Origin of the sequence: Rhizobium sp. BR 249, assembly GCF_047445895.1 — a bacterium.
In the GTDB taxonomy this organism is placed as follows: Bacteria; Pseudomonadota; Alphaproteobacteria; order Rhizobiales; family Rhizobiaceae; genus Rhizobium.
Window position 1 is genome coordinate 63,619 of record NZ_JARWKX010000013.1, and the last position, 18,711, is coordinate 82,329.

Annotated in this window: 17 protein-coding genes; 7 read left to right on the forward strand and 10 right to left on the reverse strand. The window is 59.2% G+C overall.

Annotation, left to right across the window (positions count from 1 at the left end):
* Window positions 1-621: 621 nt before the first annotated feature.
* The 9 genes from QD408_RS14205 to QD408_RS14245 form a co-directional block, all read right to left on the reverse strand.
* On the reverse strand, window positions 622-996 hold the full coding sequence (locus QD408_RS14205; protein ID WP_414139740.1) for a hypothetical protein: 375 nt from the start codon (window positions 994-996) through the stop codon (window positions 622-624).
* A gap of 760 nt (window positions 997-1,756) precedes the next feature.
* Complete coding sequence (locus QD408_RS14210; protein ID WP_414139796.1) at window positions 1,757-2,482, reverse strand: DUF2726 domain-containing protein; 726 nt, start codon at window positions 2,480-2,482, stop codon at window positions 1,757-1,759.
* A 306-nt stretch (window positions 2,483-2,788) separates the two neighbouring features.
* Window positions 2,789-4,588, reverse strand: a complete 1,800-nt coding sequence (locus tag QD408_RS14215) for a S8 family peptidase (RefSeq protein WP_414139741.1) — start codon at window positions 4,586-4,588, stop codon at window positions 2,789-2,791.
* 3 nt (window positions 4,589-4,591) lie between these two features.
* Window positions 4,592-5,602, reverse strand: coding sequence for an AAA family ATPase (locus tag QD408_RS14220; protein WP_414139742.1), 1,011 nt, complete (start codon window positions 5,600-5,602; stop codon window positions 4,592-4,594).
* A gap of 433 nt (window positions 5,603-6,035) precedes the next feature.
* On the reverse strand, window positions 6,036-7,268 hold the full coding sequence (locus QD408_RS14225; protein ID WP_414139743.1) for an ABC transporter substrate-binding protein: 1,233 nt from the start codon (window positions 7,266-7,268) through the stop codon (window positions 6,036-6,038).
* Complete coding sequence (locus QD408_RS14230) at window positions 7,265-8,260, reverse strand: branched-chain amino acid ABC transporter permease (protein WP_414139744.1); 996 nt, start codon at window positions 8,258-8,260, stop codon at window positions 7,265-7,267. Before QD408_RS14230 ends, QD408_RS14225 begins: the two co-directional genes overlap by 4 nt.
* Window positions 8,257-9,138, reverse strand: a complete 882-nt coding sequence (locus QD408_RS14235) for a branched-chain amino acid ABC transporter permease (RefSeq protein ID WP_414139745.1) — start codon at window positions 9,136-9,138, stop codon at window positions 8,257-8,259. The genes QD408_RS14230 and QD408_RS14235 overlap by 4 nt, the downstream gene beginning before the upstream one ends.
* Window positions 9,138-9,848 carry an ABC transporter ATP-binding protein gene (locus tag QD408_RS14240; RefSeq protein ID WP_414139746.1) on the reverse strand — a complete coding sequence of 237 codons (711 nt, stop codon included), beginning with the start codon at window positions 9,846-9,848 and terminating at the stop codon, window positions 9,138-9,140. The genes QD408_RS14235 and QD408_RS14240 overlap by 1 nt, the downstream gene beginning before the upstream one ends.
* On the reverse strand, window positions 9,845-10,636 hold the full coding sequence (locus QD408_RS14245; RefSeq protein ID WP_414139747.1) for an ABC transporter ATP-binding protein: 792 nt from the start codon (window positions 10,634-10,636) through the stop codon (window positions 9,845-9,847). The genes QD408_RS14240 and QD408_RS14245 overlap by 4 nt, the downstream gene beginning before the upstream one ends.
* A 228-nt stretch (window positions 10,637-10,864) precedes the next feature.
* Here QD408_RS14245 and QD408_RS14250 point away from each other — a divergent pair, with 228 nt between their 5' ends.
* The 7 genes from QD408_RS14250 to QD408_RS14280 are packed head-to-tail and all read left to right on the forward strand — an operon-like array spanning window position 10,865 to window position 16,884.
* Entirely contained in the window at window positions 10,865-12,055 is a 1,191-nt protein-coding gene (locus tag QD408_RS14250; RefSeq protein ID WP_414139748.1) for a cytochrome P450, read from the forward strand.
* Window positions 12,055-13,080, forward strand: a complete 1,026-nt coding sequence (locus QD408_RS14255) for an amidohydrolase family protein (protein ID WP_414139749.1) — start codon at window positions 12,055-12,057, stop codon at window positions 13,078-13,080. The genes QD408_RS14250 and QD408_RS14255 overlap by 1 nt, the downstream gene beginning before the upstream one ends.
* 28 nt (window positions 13,081-13,108) lie before the next feature.
* Window positions 13,109-14,023: an ABC transporter substrate-binding protein gene (locus QD408_RS14260; protein WP_414139750.1), complete on the forward strand. Its 915-nt coding sequence runs from the start codon at window positions 13,109-13,111 to the stop codon at window positions 14,021-14,023.
* Window positions 14,024-14,068: 45 nt separating this feature from the next.
* Window positions 14,069-14,737 carry a 4-carboxy-4-hydroxy-2-oxoadipate aldolase/oxaloacetate decarboxylase gene (locus QD408_RS14265; protein ID WP_414139751.1) on the forward strand — a complete coding sequence of 223 codons (669 nt, stop codon included), beginning with the start codon at window positions 14,069-14,071 and terminating at the stop codon, window positions 14,735-14,737.
* A gap of 58 nt (window positions 14,738-14,795) precedes the next feature.
* Entirely contained in the window at window positions 14,796-15,284 is a 489-nt protein-coding gene (locus QD408_RS14270; RefSeq protein WP_414139752.1) for a cupin domain-containing protein, read from the forward strand.
* Window positions 15,285-15,286: 2 nt separating this feature from the next.
* Window positions 15,287-16,528, forward strand: coding sequence for an NAD(P)/FAD-dependent oxidoreductase (locus tag QD408_RS14275; protein ID WP_414139753.1), 1,242 nt, complete (start codon window positions 15,287-15,289; stop codon window positions 16,526-16,528).
* Window positions 16,529-16,563: 35 nt separating this feature from the next.
* Window positions 16,564-16,884, forward strand: a complete 321-nt coding sequence (locus tag QD408_RS14280) for a 2Fe-2S iron-sulfur cluster-binding protein (protein WP_414139754.1) — start codon at window positions 16,564-16,566, stop codon at window positions 16,882-16,884.
* 453 nt (window positions 16,885-17,337) lie between these two features.
* On the opposite strand, the gene pntB is transcribed toward QD408_RS14280, so the two are convergent.
* Window positions 17,338-18,711 (reverse strand): Re/Si-specific NAD(P)(+) transhydrogenase subunit beta, encoded by a 1,374-nt coding sequence (gene pntB / locus QD408_RS14285; RefSeq protein ID WP_414139755.1) that lies wholly within the window; start codon window positions 18,709-18,711, stop codon window positions 17,338-17,340.

The window sequence follows — 18,711 nt, forward strand, 5'->3', positions numbered from 1 at the left end:
AGCGGTGTGGCGCGCCGTTAGCTAATGGTTGAACTTCGATATCAACCTAAGAGGTCGCCTTGCTCACGAAGTTCGAAGGCGATACTGAGAGAGACTTTCTGATAGAAGAAGCCGTCGAGCGCGGTTGTCTTACCAGGTACTGGGTCGGTTTCGCGCTCTTGGCCATATCGGACATCTATCGCGAATATCATTAAGTTGAGCGCCTTGGTGAGCCGCTAATGTCGTTCATGTGCGATAAAATGATGAAATCCCGATCATTGTATTTGGTTTGACGAAGGGGGGCGGTGCGCATCCTTTCAACTGCTGAATTGTTGAAAGGCACCCCATGGTCAATAGACTGACACCGGGTCGACCGTCCTCCAGAGGGAGACGCTATATCGGAGCTCTCACTTGGCGTGGGGCAGATCGTTCCACCTTAGCCTCAGGAGAGGTTTCGCCGCCTTGGGAAGCTTCTTTCGATCAACCATGCGGGATGAGACTTCGAAGTCGGCGTTGATCTTCAAGACGAGAAGCTTGCTGAAATTACCTGATACCTTCACGAAAACCTCGTCCTTTGATTTGAACGACGTGATGGTTTTGATCTCAACATGGTCGTTGCCAAGCCGACCGTCAGCGCCCTGTTTACACATTGAGATGACGACCAGTCTTAAGGTGGTAGCTTTCTGTCAGCGATAGGAGCTCCTCAAAATGCGGAACCAAAGATGTGCCTGCGTTCGGATATTTGGCGCGCCACTCCTGATATCGCAGCTGTTCGTCCACATCCGACCAGGAAACCCATTCGCCATCGTCATAGAAGGCCCGATCCCAGATATCAGTATCCATTTCAAACCTCTTGGAAACCGATCTTCGTAAGGCAGCCATTGCGATCTTTCGACCGCCCCATGCAGAAAGGTCGTTCCAAAGTTCTTGGTCGAGGCCGACGTGACAAGCGATCGCAATGTTCTGCTGGTAGGAAACGGGTGTGACGGTAGCCCGGCCACCGGGGCCAGCAACCATTAGGCCTCGCTTCGCTTTGGGCCGTCGGAAAACTGGGATGATCGGCAAAGGGCTGCGAGGGCCGCCGCTTGAAGGCCGTGTTGTTTGCCAAACGCTGCCGCCAGCACGGCGTTGCGCATCCACTGATAGAGCATTGGTCTTAAATGGGCAGGGCGTATGGTCGCGCAACAGCCGGATCGAGCGCGAAGACCTCTGGAGTGTAGTCCCCGTAGCGAATGCCTTTGCCTGTGAGAGCGCAGCGGGCGTGCAAGCCGTTAGCCGGGTTGATCTGGTCGGCATTGCTTCCGTCGCATTGGCGCTCGCCCGAGCGCGACAAGGCCGAATTTGCACTCTATGACAAGCGCAGCCTTCGAGCCGACGGCAAGTACATCAACCTGCGTGGGCCTGGGTTCTCCCAGAAGCCGATCGGTATCCGTCCACTCGAGTGTTATCTCCCATGGACACCCGGCGCCACACCTACTCTCGCGGCGAGGGCGTCGAAGATGCGGTCGCGATTTGTGCTCATCTTGACTGTGCCGAACACGTCAATTGCGATGGCTTGCGACGAATGCGCCTTATGGGCCTGAATTCGGTTGGTTCGATCACGATGCCAGCGGAATCCTCTCAGTCCTCGATGTCTCCGTGGATGGCCGGCATCAGATTTTGGCGAACTGCCGGAAATCGGAGATCATCTCGGTTGTACCTCCGCACCATCAATATCGGCGATGGTTTCACCTGATGGAAGCGGCTCAGCGGTGCAGGCGTGAGTGACGGGAGCGCGTTAGCTGACAATCGGTTTGTCCACCAGCTTTTCGACCAATCGCCTGAGTTCCGATGGGGTCGTATGGCCAGCCACCACCTCGTGGTAGCCGACGCCGGCGCGTCGCAGCGCCTCCTTTTTGACCGCATCGCGCGCGGCCGCGGCGCCTTGGTAGTGCGAGCCGCCCTGGTATTCGATGACGTGCCGCGGCCGGCAATTGCTGTCCACGAGCAGTAAGTCGACGCGCTTTGAGTTGATGCAACTGTAGGCGTCCGCATCGGTGCTTCGGAGGATCTCGCCCAACGACACCTGCGCCATGACCTGCCATGATGAATTGCAACCGATCACGATGCTGTCGAGCTCCCGAAACACGCGGGCCTCGCTCTTGTTCAGCAATGGCTGAGTAGTGAATTGCGAGCGCATCACGATACGCAGCTGATCTGCGGCGTCGACTGGTCTCAATGGCGCTGCAGCTGACATCGGACGCCAGGGTCCCAGCGCGATATGCTCATCACTGCGCCTTTCCTCCTGGCGTGATCTGCTTTTCTGCTGCCGCGACTGTTTTCTCGTTGTGGCTAGGAGCTGTTCGAGGGCCATGCCGGTGACGAGGCCGACAAACAGCGCGGCGAACAGCAGTTCTGGCTTATCGAAGTCTGCAACTGTTATGCCGCCTGACGCGCCTACTGCGGCAGCTCCGATGATCAGCCAAGGCGCCGCGAACAGCACCGACCTTTGGCGATAATGCATGCCCCTCTCCGGATTTCCCGCCAAGATAGTACAACGCGTGTCCGATGCGCGAAAAGTTATCCAAAAGACTGAGGTCGCTACTCGAACTCCTTCAATGATCGATTTCTTGAGTCCGAGGAGCAGTTGTAGCGGTCGTTCGACATCCGCTTCGGCCGGGAAGTCTTTAGTCGCTGGCACGCCGAGCGCTTCGAGCGACTGGCTTGTTGCCATAGCGTTCACGTTTTAGGCCAGGAAGATCGCATAATGTATCGACTGGAAGTGGCTGCGTACGGACGAACGGAAAAATCCCCGATTCCGAACATATAGCTACCGGTCCTTCTTTCCCGCAGGACTGTTCAACTGCTCAAGCATTGGATCGGTCCATTCGGCGCTATGAATGACAAGCGCCCTGATGGTTTCCGGCCAATAGTTTGGGTGCTCGGCCGTGAGCCTTGCGACCATGCGCGCGGCTTGTGCGGTCGCAGCGCTCGTCGCCTGAAACGCCGTGAGGGCGTTTGCGCCGGTTGTCGGCGATGTGGTTAGAAGTGACAGTGAATCTAGGCTGAGAACCTCTCGGCGGGCCGGGCTGAGTGCGCGATTACCGGCCTCTAGGACCACTTCCGGCTTGATCGGCGCGCGGGCGTGAGCCCAATTGACGCTCGTGCGGCTGAAAGGGCTGAGTTCTCCGGGGCCGGCAAGGCACGACCAATCTTCGTAGCCCACGTCGGAGATCTGATTGAGATCGGTGTATCCGCCGACGGTGATGGCGTTCCAAGCCTGACTCGGGTCTTCGGCGGGGTAATCGTCCTGCCGGGAAATCCGAGCGTATTCGATCTCGGCTGGGACGTTGCCGGCAGAAATGACGAATAACCGTTTCGGAGCGTCGTCGTCGTCGCCATTCATCGTGCCGGCCGCGGCTTGGTCGATCGCAGCGCTCCAGGTCGATGGCCGGGCACCGGAAACATTGTCGTTCGTCACCGCCATACAGAATACCCGGCTTCTCTCGGGTGCAGCGATTTCTGCCAGCGATACCGCGGTCTGGCTGATCACGCCGTAGGAGTGCGGATCGTTCGGGTCCATATCCTGCGGCGGCAGGAGCTTCACCGATTCCAGTCGATGGTTCAGCCGTCGCTCGGACCGATCGGATAGTGCGGCCGTCAAATCCCCGTGCAGGGCCAGGCCTGCCATAGCCGTGCCATGGCTATGATGATCGTCGACGCCCCAGTCACGGTCGATTGCGTGTTGGTCGGCTGCAGCAAGTGCCGGCTCGATCAGCGAGTGGCCGCGATTGACTCCCGTATCCATGACGCAGACGGCAGGAACCTCGTTTCCAGGCCAGACGATACGTCCAGCGAGATCGTCGACCCATTCGTTCTGGCTTTCCTGGGCGTCTTCAAGGAAGAACACCGGATTGTCGCTCGCGCGTCGGAGCTCGCTGACGACGCCGGTCGCGAAGGTCATCAACTCGATCGCGGCGCGGCGCGCGAGCACGGGGATGACGACCGCTTCCGGGAAATAAAGCCGGCGGTCGGCGGAGGCGGCACGCAGAGAGAGCCTGTGGCAGACGTCTTCGACGGCCACTTCATTATCGCGATGCGCCCAGATCGCCCACCACATCAGATGCTGAGGATTGTCGGGCAGGGCACTAGGGTCGTCGGTCCAGAAGACTTCAAGGCGTGCGCGCCTGATCTCCTCGATTTTCTCCACGCGGCTGGCGTTCGGCGGATTTCCCTTCGGGGAGAGGGGACCTGACAGATAGTCATCGAGGATCTGCTGGATGGCTTCTTGCGCATTGTCCGGAACGTAGAGCGCCACCGTGCGCACGTTATCGCGGTCCTTCGTCGCCCCCGGGCGTATGCCCTGCTTCTTCCATTCCAGGACGTCGGCACTGGTACCGGGTCGCAACTCAACTTCGATGTATCCGCCTGCGGCAGGTTCCAGTCTAGGATCTGCACCCCTGAGTTCGGTAATTGCGGCAAGCGCGACATCCAGTTCGTTGCGGAGTTTGCGCCCGTGCTCCGCACGGATGCGCGGCACGCTCGAACCACCGCTACCCGTGCCGGTATAGGGGCTTGCGGTATGGAGCGCCGAAACATCAATGTGCGGAAGCGTGAATCGGCCTGCCATCGGTCAGTGTACACGCTTCTCATCGAGGAAAGCGTCGCGCATCTCCCGACGCTGGTTAAGACGCTGCACGACGTCCTCGGTTGCAATCGTCTTGCGTTCATCAAGGATCGCGGTCTTGACTACATCATCGGCCGCGCGGACGATTTCGGATTGGCTGAGACCGTCGGCTGCCTTGACGATTTTCGTCCAGCCGAGCCTGGCCGATGACATCGGCTTGAGGTTGTTGACGATGATTTGCTTGATCTGGTCGGCCGTCGGCGTCTCAAACTCAAGGACCAGATCGTATCGACGCAACAGCGCTCGATCGAGAAGCGAGGGGTGATTGGTCGAACAAACAATGAGGCTGTCCGTCGAATTGCCCTCTTCCATGAATTGCAGGAATGAGTTGAGGACTCGGCGCATCTCGGCGACATCGTTCGTCGACGTTCGATGCGCACCAACCGCGTCGAATTCGTCAAAGAGGTAGACGCCGCGGCGCTTTGCGGTTTCGTCGAAAACTAGCCTGAGCTTTGCTGCGGTCTCACCCATATAGCGGGTGATGAGCCCTTCCAGCCGGATCACGTAATATGGCAGGTTGAGCTCGTCGGCCAGCGCTTCCGAGGACATCGTCTTGCCCGAACCAGGCGGCCCGACGAACAAAACCCGGCGATTAGGCGTGCGGCCATGTTCCCGCAGCCAGTCACGCTTCCTCTGCTGCCGGATCATATCTTCGAGATTGTCGAGCAATCCCGGCGCCAGAACCATGTCCTTCAGCTTGAAGCGTGGCTCGCGAAGCTCGAGAAGTCCTTCGAGGTCGCCTCGAGGCGCCCCGAGCGGAATGGCAACACTTGCTCCTCGGGATTTGCGGGCCCGGGCCTTGTCAACCTCGGCTCGCATTTCATCAGCCGTGGTCTTGTGTCCCTGACGAGCCTCGGATGCGGCAATCTGGAGAGCAATCGAGAAAAACAGGTCGTCGTCGCCCTCAGCGCGACTTCGCAACATGGCAAGGATTTGCTTGGCGTTCGACACGGTCATTCTCTCTTCGTTAAGCCATCCTAATACAAAACCGGGCGGCAATATAAGGCGGTGGCGGAGGTCATCCACACTGGGATCGTGCGATGAAAGCTACAATATTTCCTTACTCGGCACGGCGCGGGTTGGTGACGTAGCGCAGGTAATCCCATCAAAATCGAACCGTCCAACAAGGTTCCCGACGACCAGACTCAGAACATATTAGGAACGTTGACCATGTTGCAAGCGAAGCTTTTTATCATTTGTAATCAAGGCCTTCATTTAGACGGATGCACGGGTCGAAGGTTCGAATCCCTCAACTGCAAAAAGCCTATAGCGCGAACACGTCGGCTCCTCCGATATGTGTTCAATGCAAATCGGACAACCTTTGCCGACCATCTTGCAACATGTTCAGCGCTTCTGTGGGTGCCGGGTTCCGACACCCACGGGAGGAGAGCTACTCGTGTGTTTTGCCTTCGAAGTCCAAAACGCCACCGAGCGGAAGGTACTCCTGGCCGTCGAACTGATATAGCTGGAGCGCCTCGACCGGGTAGATGTCGGATCCTTCCTTGGTCGTCATTGTGATGCCCTCTTGGAGCAATGGGTTCTTCCATCCGTTCATGTTGTGAACGACTTTCATCAGCCCTTCGCGGGTGGGGTCCTTGAGCTTTTCGAGGGACTGGATGAGCACGTCGCCGATTGCATATCCGGTCTGGCCAATCGTATTGGCGAAGACGAAGTTCACCTTGGCTGCTTTTATGGCGTCGAGATAGTGATCGACGCCTTCGTCGCCGGACTTCTGATCGCTGGTGATCGGCTTTAGGAAGTCGGAGGTGATGATACCCTTGGCATTTTCCAGGCCGACTGACTGGAGAACCGGATACGCCGACGACAAGTTGGTGACCAGTGTCAAAGGCTTCCAACCGCTTTCGGATTGGAAGCGGATGGCTTCGCCGCCCTGGCGGGGTGCGGCGATAATCACCAGGGTATCGGCGCCGGAAGCTTTCAGAGTGTTTAGCTGGGTCTCGACAGTGGGGTCCTGCGATGTCACCGGCTGGCGTTCGATCACCTTGATGTTCGTTCCGTCGATTGCGCTATCGAAGGCCTTCATGAAGGTTTGGCCCGTCTCCGTGTTCAGATACAGGAAGGCCACCTTTGCGTCGGGCTTGTTGATCTGAAGGTATGCAGCAAATGAGTCTGCTTCGGTTGAAAACGACGGTACGAAGCCAACCTCCCATTCGGGTGCGTTCAGCGAGATGACACCGGAATACATGAAAACGTTCGGCACTTTCTTCTGCGTGATGTAACGGCCGATCGCCAGGTTGTTTGGCGTTGCCGCAGTGCCGACGACGGCGAATACCTGATCTTTCTCCACCATCTTGCGGACATTCGCCAAGGTTCGCTGGGGATCGAGGCCATCGTCTTCGATGATGAGTTCGATCTTGCGGGTCTTGCCATCACCCATTTTGACGCCGCCTTCGGCGTTGGCCTGCTCGATGCGTGCGCGAATACCTTCGGCGACACCGCCGACGACCGCGACCGGCCCAGTCAGCGGTCCCGTGACACCAATTTTAATGGCGTCGTCGGTGACACCCGGCGACGGCTCCGCAGCATTGGCATTGCTTACCGCGAGCAGCGCCGCCATGGCCAGCGGCATCGCGCATCCTTTCAGTACAGAGATAAATCTCATATCAGTTCCTCCCTTGTTTCAATTTGGCGTCGGCTACTCGCCATCCTCCGAAAAGTCATCGAGAGCCATTTTTCGATGAAGCCAGTGACCCCATTGCGCGCGACCATCATGATCAGGATCAGCGCGAGGCCGTAGATCAGATTGCCGAGGCTGAGGTTGATGTCAGATGCCCAGGTCGGGACGAAGACCATGAACAGACCGCCGATAAACGCTCCGACGATACTGGTGGCGCCGCCGACAATGCTGCCGATCACGATGTTGATGGACAGGATTGCCAGGAACGACTCCGGGCTGATGAAACCGCTGATGATACCGAACACGCCACCGCCGAGTCCCGCGAGCGCCGAACTTGCAGCAAATGCCCAAAGGCGGGTGCGTGTCAGGTTGATGCCGAGCGCCTGGGCAATCTGTGGATTATCCCGCTGTGCCCTGAGGGAACGCCCGTTGTCGCCGAAGAGCATCAGCGAGACGAGCAGGGCGCCGACGCCAGCACATGTCAGTGATATGATATAGAGCCACAGTTCGGGGCTATCCGATAAGAAACTCGGAGCTTCGGGGGCGTCGATCGGCAGCCCTGACACGCCACCGGTCAGGCTTCCCATCTTGAGCAGCAGTTGCGGGAATGCGGCTGCGATGCCGAATGTAACGATGGCCAGTTGCAAGCCCTGAAGCCTGAGTGCCGGAAGGCCAATGACCAGCCCAATGGCGGCTGCCGCTGAGGCCGAGGCAGGCAGCGTCACGAGCGGCGAGACGCCGTAGGTAGCGTTGAGGATCGCGGTAACGTAAGCGCCGACGCCGAACAGCGTTCCCTGTGCAAGGCAAATCTGCCCGGCAAATCCCATCAGCAGGTTCAAACCAAGGATGGCGATGGCGTAGGCAATGGCAATCGCCACCTGCTGCAGCGCGTATCCCGGCGCAAAGACTGGGATCAGGATCGCAACGATCGCGAAGAGACCGAACTTGAGAGCGGCCGCGCGGAATCCATCATTCATAGTTTTGTCACCTTATACGAACCGAACAGGCCAACAGGCTTCACAAGCAGGATGACCAGTGTGAGGGCGATCGGCACCGCGATTCGCATGTCGGCGCCGATGAACGAGAGGTAGCTGGCACCCAAGCTCTCGGCGACGCCGACGGCGAGGCCGCCGACGATTGCGCCAAGCGGACTGTCCCAGCCGCCGAGCGTCGCCGCAGCGAGCCCGTAAAAGAGGATTGGCGTCATCATCGTCGGGCTGAGGAACAGGCGAGGGGCAATGAGGATGGCGGCAAGCGCCCCGATGACCGCGGCAAAGCCCCATCCCAACATCAACATGCGTTCGACGTTGACGCCGACCAGCACGCTTCGAGCATGATCGAAAGCTGCCGCGCGCATCGACAGGCCAAGCCTGGTGAACCGGAAGATGAAGCCCATTGCCAAAGCGATAGCAAGAAGGATCGTTAGCGTGCCGATGGCGGAAGAGAGCACCCGAACCTCGCCGATATTGAAGCCACCGTCAGGGAAAAGGCTCGGGAATGAGAGCTGTTCGGCGCCCCAAATCCACATACACGCGGCTTGGAAGAGAACGAGGATGCCAAGGGTGATGACGACGATTGCCTCCACCGGAGCGCTCATCATCGGCCGGATAATCAGGCGGAAAGTCACAATCCCAATAGCAAACGCCACGATGAGGCTCGCGAGGACGGCGAGCCAAAGCGGCGCGCCCCAGTGCAGCAACTGCCAGGCGACGTAGGCGGAAAAGGTTGCCATCTCGCCCTGGCCGAAGTTGACGACGTTGGTTGCCCTGAAGATGAGGACGAGCGCCAGGGCCAGCGCCGCGTAAATTGCGCCCGTGGTCAGGCCGCTGACGACGAGCTGGAAGAAGAGGCTCATCAGACAACTCCCAGGTAAGATTTCTTGATGTCTTCGTTGCCGATCAGTTCCTTTGCCGCACCGCTCGCGACGATTTGGCCGGCCTCGATGACGAAGGCCCGGTCGGCATATTGAAGGGTGATGTCGACATTCTGCTCGACCACGAGCAACGTCATGCCGTGATCCTTGTTGAGCGTCTTGAAAATCGCCAGGATTTCCTGAGTGATCGAAGGGGCGAGCCCGAGCGATGGCTCGTCGCACATCAGAAGCTTCGGCCGGGACATGAGCGCGCGGGCAACAGCCAGCATCTGCTGTTCCCCGCCGCTAAGATTTCCCGCAAGCTGGTTGCGCCGTTCGCGCAGACGCGGGAATGTTTCGTACCAGCGTTCCTTGTCCTCCCTCACTTGAGATCGGCTGGACACGATCGTCGCTCCGAGCGACAAGTTTTCATCGACCGTAAACTCGGAGAAAGTCCCTCGCCCTTGGGGTATGTGAGCGATGCCGAGCGCGAGGCGCTTCTGCGCCACGATCTTGTCGAGCGCTTTTCCAGCAAAGGCAACCGAGCCCTTGAATGGGAGCAGTCCCGACACGGCGCGCAGCAGCGTTGTCTTCCCGGCTCCGTTGGAGCCGAGCAGAGCGACAAACTCGCCTTCGCCCACTGAGAACGAACAGTCGAACAGCGCCTGCGTCTTGCCGTAGAATACGGAGAGATTCTTGAGATCCAGCGTCATGCGGCCTTCCCGAGGTAGGCGGCAATCACCGCGTCGTTGGACTTGATTTCGGAAGGGGTGCCCTCGGCCAAGTTGCGGCCCAGGTGCAACACAACGATCCGGTCACAAAGGCTCATGACCAACCCCATGTGATGCTCGATGAGAAGAATGGAGAGGTTCCGTTTGCGTCTGATACCGTCGACGAGCGATCCGAATTCGTGGACTTCGCCGTGCGTCAGCCCGCCGGCGGGTTCGTCAAGCAGAAGAATTTTAGGCTCGGCAGCAAGCGCGCGAGCAATCTCCATACGCTTCTGCAGGGGATAGGGAAGCGATCCGGCGGTGCGCGGTGCGAGCTCGGCCATGCCGACCTCTTCAAGCACCGCCATTGCCTTTTCGTGCGCGGACCGTTCCACAGCCCTTGCCCGGGATGGAGTGAAGATCGCTTGAGCGAATTTGCCGCCAAACCGATGATGTGCCCCGAGCATGACATTTTCCAGAACGGTCATCGAGGCATAGATGCCAAGGTTCTGGAAGGTCCTCGCGATGCCCATTCCGATTATCTCGCGCGAACCGACGCCTTCGAGCGGCTGACCGCCAAGGATGATCGATCCGCTTGTGTAATTAACAAGCCGGGTCGCCGCGTTGAGAAAGGTCGATTTGCCTGCTCCGTTCGGCCCGATCAAGCCACAGATTTCACCTGGCTTCACGGACACCGAGACATTAGTCAAGGCCTTGACGCCGCCAAATTGCACGGAGACATCCCGCGCCTCAAGCACAAGGCGCACCTCGGCGATGCTGCTGTTGCTCACTGATTTCCTCCCTTCCGAAGCGGTCTCTCCACGGCCTGTCCATTTCTCTTGTTGACAGCCAATCCCGCTTTGGATACCTATCAGTATCTGAAGACGTTTCGGTATGTCAAGTATCAATCGCGTGGCGATTGCTCCAAAGGAACGTCCCGAGAATGCATGCCGTCGGGTTGGAGAACATGGCGGCGGGATTGGCGAAAACCTTGCGAAGCAGGGTGAGGGAGGAAATCAATGACGGGAATCCACACCGAACTGACGGGCGAAAATCTCTACAGGGATCCCTATCCCGTCTACGCGAGGTTACGCGCGGAGGAGCCTGTGGCCTTCTTCGAAGGGACGAAAGAATATTTCATTACGCGGTTCGACGACTGCCGGACGATCGGCGGCAACGACAAGGTGTTCGGACCGTCGGGCTCGGTGGACCGTCCGGAAGCCCGCGTCATGGGCATGCCGAACGTCCTGACCATGTCTGGCGAGGATCATCAGTGCCTCCGCCAGGGTATCGACGAAAATCTCACGCAAGAACGCGTGCGCTCGTTCGTCGAAGGTCTGACACGCCCGGTCGTGCAGCGTTACATCGACTCCATCAAGAAGAATGGAGAAGCGAACCTCACGACGGAACTCTTCGAGCCGATCTCGGTGCGGTGCATTGGCGACGTCATCGGCCTGACGGAGACGCCAAACGAAACCCTCGTCGAGTGGTTTCACGCGATGGCGCTGGGCCTGCAGAACGTCAGCAACGATCCGGCCATATGGAAGCGACTGGACGACGCGCTCGCCAACATCGACAAGCAGATGGGTGATCTTTACCAGGCGTGCCTGGCAAAGCCCAACCACTCGCTGCTCAGCCATGTCATGTATGGCGGCATGCCCAAGGGCGAGGTTCGAAGCTGGGAGGAGATTTCTCCGACCATGCGCGTCATCATCCTCGGCGGCCTTCAGGAACCAGGCCATGCGGCGGCGAATGCCTGCACGGGTCTTCTTTCAAATCCCGATCAGGCGAAGCTCATGGCGGAGCAGCCGCAGGAAAATGCGATGCGCGCCTTCGACGAGGGTCTGCGCTGGATCGCCCCGATCGGCGTAACGCCGCGCATCGCCAAAGAAGATTTCGAGATCGCCGGCACGGTTATCCCCCAGGGGTCATCCGTCGCTATCGTCATGGGGTCGGCCAACCGTGACGAGACGCGTTTCGAAGACGCGGACAAGTTCGACATGTTCCGCAAGAAGAAGCAGCACCTGTCGTTCGGTTTCCGTCCGCACTTCTGTTCGGGACATTTCCTCTCCCGTGCGATGGGCGAGATTGCGCTTACCGAGGTGTTCCGCCAGTTGCCCGATCTTCGTCTCGACCCGTCGAGGGAGATCCAGGGCAAGGGTTGGCGGTTCCGTGGCATCTCAGACCTTCCCGCGAAGTGGAATGCGTGATGGCGCTGATCATCGACTGCCACGGCCACTTCACGACCGAACCGCCGGAGCACCACGCCTTCAGGACGGCGCAAGTCGCCTATGCAGAAGGCAAGGCCTCCGAGCCGCCCATATATCCGGGCATTTCCGACAAGCAGCTGCACGACATCATTGAGGCGAACCAGCTTAGGATCCAGCGGGAGCGCGGTTCGCACGTGACGCTTCTCAGCCCCCGCGCTTCCGGCATGGGACACCACGTGCCTGGATTGTCGGTCGCCAAGGATTGGTCGCGCCTGTCGAACGACAATGTCGGCCGGATCGTCGAGATGTTTCCCGACAATTTCGCCGCCGTTTGTCAGCTTCCGCAGACGGTCGACGGCGATCTCTCCGCTGTGATCGAAGAACTCGAGCGCTGCGTCGAAAACGGTTTCGTCGGATGTAATCTCAATCCCGATCCGTCGGGCGGATACTGGAGCGCTCCGCCGATTTACGATCCATGGTGGGACCCGATGTGGGAGGCCATGGCCGCCCTGCAGGTTCCGGCGATGATCCACGTCTCCAGTTCCTGCGAGCGCTGCCTCCATATGACCGGAGCGCACTACATCAACGCCGACACCGCGGTATTCATGCAACTCGTCCAGGGCGACCTGTTCGAGCGCCACCCCGAACTCAAGCTGATCATACCGCACGGCGGCGGCGCGGCGCCCTACCATTGGGGTCGCTATCGCGGCCTGTCGATCATGCTCGAAAAGCCCACCCTCGACGCGCACCTCATGAACAACGTGTTCTTCGACACCTGCGTCTATCACCAGGCGGGCATCGATACGCTCTTCCGCGTCGTCGACACCAAGAACATCCTGTTCGGTTCCGAGCTGCTGGGCGCTGTGAAGGCCATCGATCCGGAGACCGGACATCCGTTCGACGACACAAAGAGATACATCGACCATCTCGCCCTCGACGACGAACAGAGACACGCAGTCTTCGAAGGAAACGCGCGCCGGGTCTACCCACTCTTGGACAAGAGATTGCGCGAACGCGGCCTTTAAAGCCTCGCAACTACATAGGGAGAAATACATGGCTTCCAGCCGACATCTGAGCCTCGCTGGCGGGGCGCAAGGGTTCAACTGGCTTCCGGTTTTTGTGGCCGAGGAGCACGGAATTTTTGCCAAGCACGGACTGGTGATCGAATATAAGAAAATGGGCACCGTCGACAAGGCGACCACAGCCGTTGTCGAAGGCGAGGCCGATCTCGCGATAACGCCACCTGAAGGTGCCATCTCGAACTTCGTCAAAGGCGGCGAACTCAGGGTCATCGCCTCGAATTCCAATCGTCTGCCGATGTCGCTCGTCGCTCAACCTTCGATCAAGGCGATCAAGGACCTCAAAGGCAAAAAGGTCGGCACCTCGTCACTGACAGAGGGCACGGCGATCTACACTCAAATGCTGCTGTCCAAGGAAGGCCTGCGGTATCCCGGCGACTACGAGTTCGAACTTGCCGGCATCCACACCAAGCGCTGGGAAGCCCTGCAGGCGGGGGAAATTGACTGCGCCCCGCAGCCCGCGCCATGGAATTTCCTGGCCGAACGCGAAGGCTACAACCTGATCGGCGAGATCAATGAGGTTATCCCCGAAATCGTTTTCGCCGCCATTGTCGGCCGCAAAAGCTGGTTGGACGCTAACCGCGTCGTCGTCATCCGCTTCCTCGAGGCACTGCTCGACGCCTATTCCATCACTAACGCCCCGAGCCGCGAAGATGTCGCGCTTCCGATTTTCCAGCGGATCACTACGAAAGACGACAGCGAACTCGCCTCGCACGGGCTTCGCTACATGCGCGACATGGGAATGTGGCCAGGGGATCTAACCATCCCGCAGCAGGCCATGGACACCACAGTCGACCTCATGATTCGCGCGAATCTGCTGGAGGAATCTGCGCGCTCTAGCGCCGGAGGCGTTTTCGACCGCAGCTTCCTCGCTGGCGCGTTCGGCTGAGCAAAATATTAAGGCGTGTTCGACAGACAGGCCAGGAGATTTCTGATGAAGGTAATGACTAAGACTCCGCGGACGGACCGAGAGGTTTGCGAGGCGTTGGGCAAGCTCGGCGTCGCCACCGTCCATGAAGCCCAGGGCCGCAAGGGATTGCTGGCCCCCCATCTGCGCCCGGTGATCGAGGGCGCGCGCATCGGCGGCACGGCACTGACATGCGAGGTGCCACCGGGTGACAACTGGATGATCCACGTCGCCCTTGAGGTTGCCAGACTCGGCGACATCCTGGTGGTCACGCCGACCTCGCCCTGCACCGACGGATATTTCGGCGACCTTCTCGCGACCTCGTGCAAGGCTCGCGGAATTCTGGGGCTCGTGATCGATGCCGGTGTGCGCGATGTCGCCGACCTCAGGTCCATGAGCTTTCCCGTCTGGTCGAAAGCGATATCGGCGCAAGGCACCGTGAAGGAAACGCTTGCAAACGTCCAGGTTCCGGTGGTTTGCGCCGGAGCCTACATCGAGCCGGGCGATGTCATCGTCGCCGACGACGACGGCGTCTGTGTAGTCAAGCGCGACGAGGCCGCGACGGTCCTCGAAAAAGCGCTCAAACGCCAGAAAATGGAAGACGAAAAGCGCAGCCTATACGAGTCGGGCCAACTGAGTCTCGACATTAACAACATGCGTCCGCAGCTCGAGGCGAAAGGTCTGATCTATGAATAGGGCAACAGAACCACGCATACCCCGGCGCGTTGTCACAGGAATTAGTAACGGCAAGTCGGTGATTGTCAGCGACGGCTCGGCACCCAATGCCCACATCTACGACGCAGTGCCGGGACATCTGACGTCGGTCCTTTATGCTACCGCGGCGAAACCCATTCTTCCGCAGAATCATTCGGAACAGGCGCCGCCGCAAATCATCATCCCCCCTGAACTAGGCGGGACGAAGCTGATGATCGTCGTCTTCCCGCCGGACTCGGTATTCGCGACCGTCGATCCGGCGGCCGCGTTCGAGGAACAGGCGGTGCATATCCCGGGCCTGATCCAGGCATTCGAGCCCGACGCCCCCGGTATGCACACCACCGACACAGTGGATTACGACATTGTCCTCGACGGTGAGGTTTGGCTCGAACTCGATGACGGCGCCGAAACACTGCTGAAGCAGGGTGACGTCGTCGTTCAATGCGGCACGCGCCACGCCTGGCGCAACAAAAGCGACAAGCCCGCGACCATGTGCTTCGTCCTTATCGGCGCCGAAAGACTGTCGTGACAATGACCGGGGAAAACCACAATCGCTTCTTCGACTGCATCATCGTCGGCGGTGGACACGGCGGCTCGCAGACAGCGGCAGCGCTCAGGCAGTCCGGGTTCACGGGACGTATTGCGCTGATCGGCGCTGAGCCGGAAGTCCCCTACGATCGGCCTTCGCTTTCGAAGGAATATCTCGCGGGCAAGAAATCCTTCGAACGGATGCATCTCAGGCCGGAGGATTTCTGGGCTTCCCGACAGGTGGAGCTGATGCTGGGTAGGCGTGTGACCACCGTCGACGCGGCAGCTCATGTCGTCATTACGGACCTGGGCGAACGCTTCTCCTACGGCAAGCTCGTCTGGGCGGCTGGTGGCGAACCGAGGAAGCTTTCCTGCCCCGGCAGCGAGCTGGCCGGAATCTGCTATATCCGCAGCAAGGCGGATTGCGATGCACTCGTCGAAGTCCTTCCTGGCGCCGAAAGGATCGTGATCGTCGGAGGCGGCTATGTCGGTCTCGAAGCGGCAGCGGTGTTCCGCGATATCGGCAAAGATGTCACTTTGGTCGAGGCGCTCGACCGCGTACTCGCGCGCGTCGCCGGGGAGGCGGTATCGAGATTCTACGAAGCTGAACATCGCGCACATGGCGTCGACATACGCCTCAACTGCGGTGTCGGCTCGCTGGAGGGTTCCAACGGCCGCGTCAAGAACGTCGTGCTCGCGAACGGTGAAAAGATCCCAGCCGATGTCGTCGTGGTCGGTATAGGCATTGTGCCTTCGTCCGGCCCGCTGATCCAGGCGGGCGCGGAAGGCTCAAACGGTGTGGATATCGATGAGTTTTGCCAGACGTCCCTGCCGGACATTTACTGCATCGGAGACTGCGCAAGGCTGAGACATGGTCGTGGCATTCGCATTGAATCCGTGCAGAACGCTACGGATCAGGCGACGACCGCTGCGAAGGCGATCTGCGGCGAACTCAAGCCCTACAGTGCGACGCCCTGGTTCTGGTCCAACCAATACGATTTGAGGATGCAGACGGTTGGTCTCAACTACGGCTTTGACAGCGTGGTGACACGGGGTAATCCCGCCAGCCGAAGCTTCAGCGTCATCTACCTGAAGGAAGGGGCGATTCTGGCCCTCGATTGCGTCAATGCATCTCGCGACTACGTGCAAGGACGAAAGCTTGTCGATAGCTCGGCGAGGATCGACCGCGACGCCCTGGCAGACACATCGAAACAACTCAAGGAACTTAGCCCCGAAGTGCTGTGAGGCATTCGAGGGCCGGAATAAAAGTGGAGGAAAAAATGTCTATGATTTCAGTGCGCACGCGGGATGGAGAGCTGCATAGTTTCGAGGGAAGAGTGGGCGCTTCGCTGATGGAGAATATCCGAAGCGCGGGCTTTGATGAGCTGCTTGCAATGTGTGGCGGGTGCCTTTCCTGTGCCACCTGCCACCTCTACGTCGAGGAATTGCCAGAGACCGCAAGCCTGGCAGCGCCCTCGATCGACGAGAGTGAGTTGCTGGAGGGCTCCGACTATCGCCAAGAGAACTCGCGGCTATCCTGTCAGATCCCCTTTGACGAGACTCTCAGTGGAATCGTCGTTCGCATTGCCCCCGAAGAATAACAATCGAGCCGCTCGCATCACGGGCGGATCTCGAGGATCATGTGCTGAGCGGCGATTCAAAATCACGGTTCAGTCACACGCGAAGCGGAAATTCCAAACGATAGTCCAGCCAGTCAGATAGTTCATCGCTGAATTTCGGGCAAAGAAAGCCCTTCCACGCCCATGGCATCATCGCCATGGGCGTTTTGTCATTCCGCTCATTCGTTTGAGAACTCAGATCACCTTCTTACTTGCAGGCTATCTCGCGGTCTGGCGCAAACCGTTCGAGCGGCCTATCGCATGTGGACGGGGCCGTCTCGGCAACCTATCGCGCGTTGATATAGTCGGGCGATCTTCGAATAAACTATCCAGAGCGCGCAACGGCAGCCTGCCGGTGAAGGTCTTATGGCTGCCGAGGAATGCGTTTCTTTGCGAACATTTCATCAGTTGGAGACGGCGGTCATCATTAAGCTCTCAGGCCAGCCTCGGAAGCAGGCCGTTGACCGATTCTTTGGCGTCGCCATAGTACATGCGGGTGTTTTCCTTGTAGAAGAGCGGGTTCTCGATCCCGGAATAGCCGGTTCCCTGCCCACGCTTGGAGACGAAAACCTGCTTGGCCTTCCAGACCTCGAGCACGGGCATACCTGCGATCGGTGAGTTCGGATCTTCCTGTGCGGCCGGATTGACGATGTCGTTGGAGCCGATGACGATGACGACATCAGTCTCGTGGAAGTCGTCGTTGATCTCGTCCATCTCCAACACGATGTCGTACGGCACCTTGGCTTCGGCGAGCAGGACGTTCATGTGGCCAGGCAAGCGGCCTGCAACCGGATGGATCGCAAAGCGCACGTTCTTGCCGGCTGCGCGCAGCTTGCGGGTGAGTTCCGAAACCGCACTTTGAGCCTGCGCGACCGCCATACCGTAGCCTGGAACGATGATGACCGAGTCGGCGTCGTTGAGCGCCGCGGCAACGCCTTCGGCATCGATGGCGACCTGTTCGCCCACGACTTCCATCGCCGGGCCCGAAGCATTGCCGAAGCCGCCGAGAATGACCGACAGGAACTGGCGGTTCATTGCCTTGCACATGATGTAGGACAGAATCGCGCCCGACGAGCCGACGAGCGCTCCGGTTACGATCAAAAGGTCGTTGCCGAGCAGGAAGCCAGTCGCTGCCGCCGCCCAGCCGGAATAGGAATTGAGCATCGAAACGACGACCGGCATATCGGCGCCGCCGATTGCCATGACGAGGTGAGCGCCGAGAACAAAGGCGATCAGCGTCATCAGGTAGAGCGACCATGAACCCGTGCCATTCATGTACATGATCATCAGCGCAAGCGACACGAGCACCATCAGGATGTTGAACAGGTGCCGGCCGGACAGGATGAGTGCCTTGCCGCCGATGTGGCCGGAAAGCTTGCCATAGGCGATGATCGAGCCGGTGAAGGTCACCGCACCGATGAACACGCCGAGGAAGATTTCTGCTTCATGGATGATCTTTTCCGCGTTGGTGGCGAACTCATGCGCCGTCATGTCGGAGTTGAGGCCGATCAGCACGGCAGCAAGGCCCACGAAGGAGTGGAGCGCTGCCACGAGCTGCGGCATGCCGGTCATTTCGACGCGTTGCGCCAGCAAGGTGCCGACGACTGCGCCAGCGACGAGCATGGTGATCAGGACGACGGAAAGCCCGACGCCCGGCCCGAGGATAGTCGCGAGTATGGCGATTGCCATGCCTGATATGCCGTACCATACGGCGCGCTTGGCGCTTTCCTGACCGGAAAGGCCGCCGAGCGAAAGGATGAAGAGAACGGATGCGGCGATGTAGGCCGCGGTCTGGATACCGATAGACAT

Excerpts from the sequence above, each read along its gene's own strand:
- pntB (WP_414139755.1), bottom strand. The coding sequence starts at position 18,711 with ATGTCTATCGGTATCCAGACCGCGGCCTACATCGCCGCATCCGTTCTC.
- QD408_RS14230 (WP_414139744.1), bottom strand. The coding sequence starts at position 8,260 with ATGAATGATGGATTCCGCGCGGCCGCTCTCAAGTTCGGTCTCTTCGCG.
- QD408_RS14255 (WP_414139749.1), top strand. The coding sequence starts at position 12,055 with ATGGCGCTGATCATCGACTGCCACGGCCACTTCACGACCGAACCGCCG.
- QD408_RS14275 (WP_414139753.1), top strand. The coding sequence starts at position 15,287 with ATGACCGGGGAAAACCACAATCGCTTCTTCGACTGCATCATCGTCGGC.
- QD408_RS14240 (WP_414139746.1), bottom strand. The coding sequence starts at position 9,848 with ATGACGCTGGATCTCAAGAATCTCTCCGTATTCTACGGCAAGACGCAG.
- QD408_RS14210 (WP_414139796.1), bottom strand. The coding sequence starts at position 2,482 with ATGCATTATCGCCAAAGGTCGGTGCTGTTCGCGGCGCCTTGGCTGATC.
- QD408_RS14235 (WP_414139745.1), bottom strand. The coding sequence starts at position 9,138 with ATGAGCCTCTTCTTCCAGCTCGTCGTCAGCGGCCTGACCACGGGCGCA.
- QD408_RS14265 (WP_414139751.1), top strand. The coding sequence starts at position 14,069 with ATGAAGGTAATGACTAAGACTCCGCGGACGGACCGAGAGGTTTGCGAG.
- QD408_RS14215 (WP_414139741.1), bottom strand. The coding sequence starts at position 4,588 with ATGGCAGGCCGATTCACGCTTCCGCACATTGATGTTTCGGCGCTCCAT.
- QD408_RS14260 (WP_414139750.1), top strand. The coding sequence starts at position 13,109 with ATGGCTTCCAGCCGACATCTGAGCCTCGCTGGCGGGGCGCAAGGGTTC.
- QD408_RS14220 (WP_414139742.1), bottom strand. The coding sequence starts at position 5,602 with ATGACCGTGTCGAACGCCAAGCAAATCCTTGCCATGTTGCGAAGTCGC.
- QD408_RS14250 (WP_414139748.1), top strand. The coding sequence starts at position 10,865 with ATGACGGGAATCCACACCGAACTGACGGGCGAAAATCTCTACAGGGAT.
- QD408_RS14225 (WP_414139743.1), bottom strand. The coding sequence starts at position 7,268 with ATGAGATTTATCTCTGTACTGAAAGGATGCGCGATGCCGCTGGCCATG.
- QD408_RS14205 (WP_414139740.1), bottom strand. The coding sequence starts at position 996 with ATGGTTGCTGGCCCCGGTGGCCGGGCTACCGTCACACCCGTTTCCTAC.
- QD408_RS14280 (WP_414139754.1), top strand. The coding sequence starts at position 16,564 with ATGTCTATGATTTCAGTGCGCACGCGGGATGGAGAGCTGCATAGTTTC.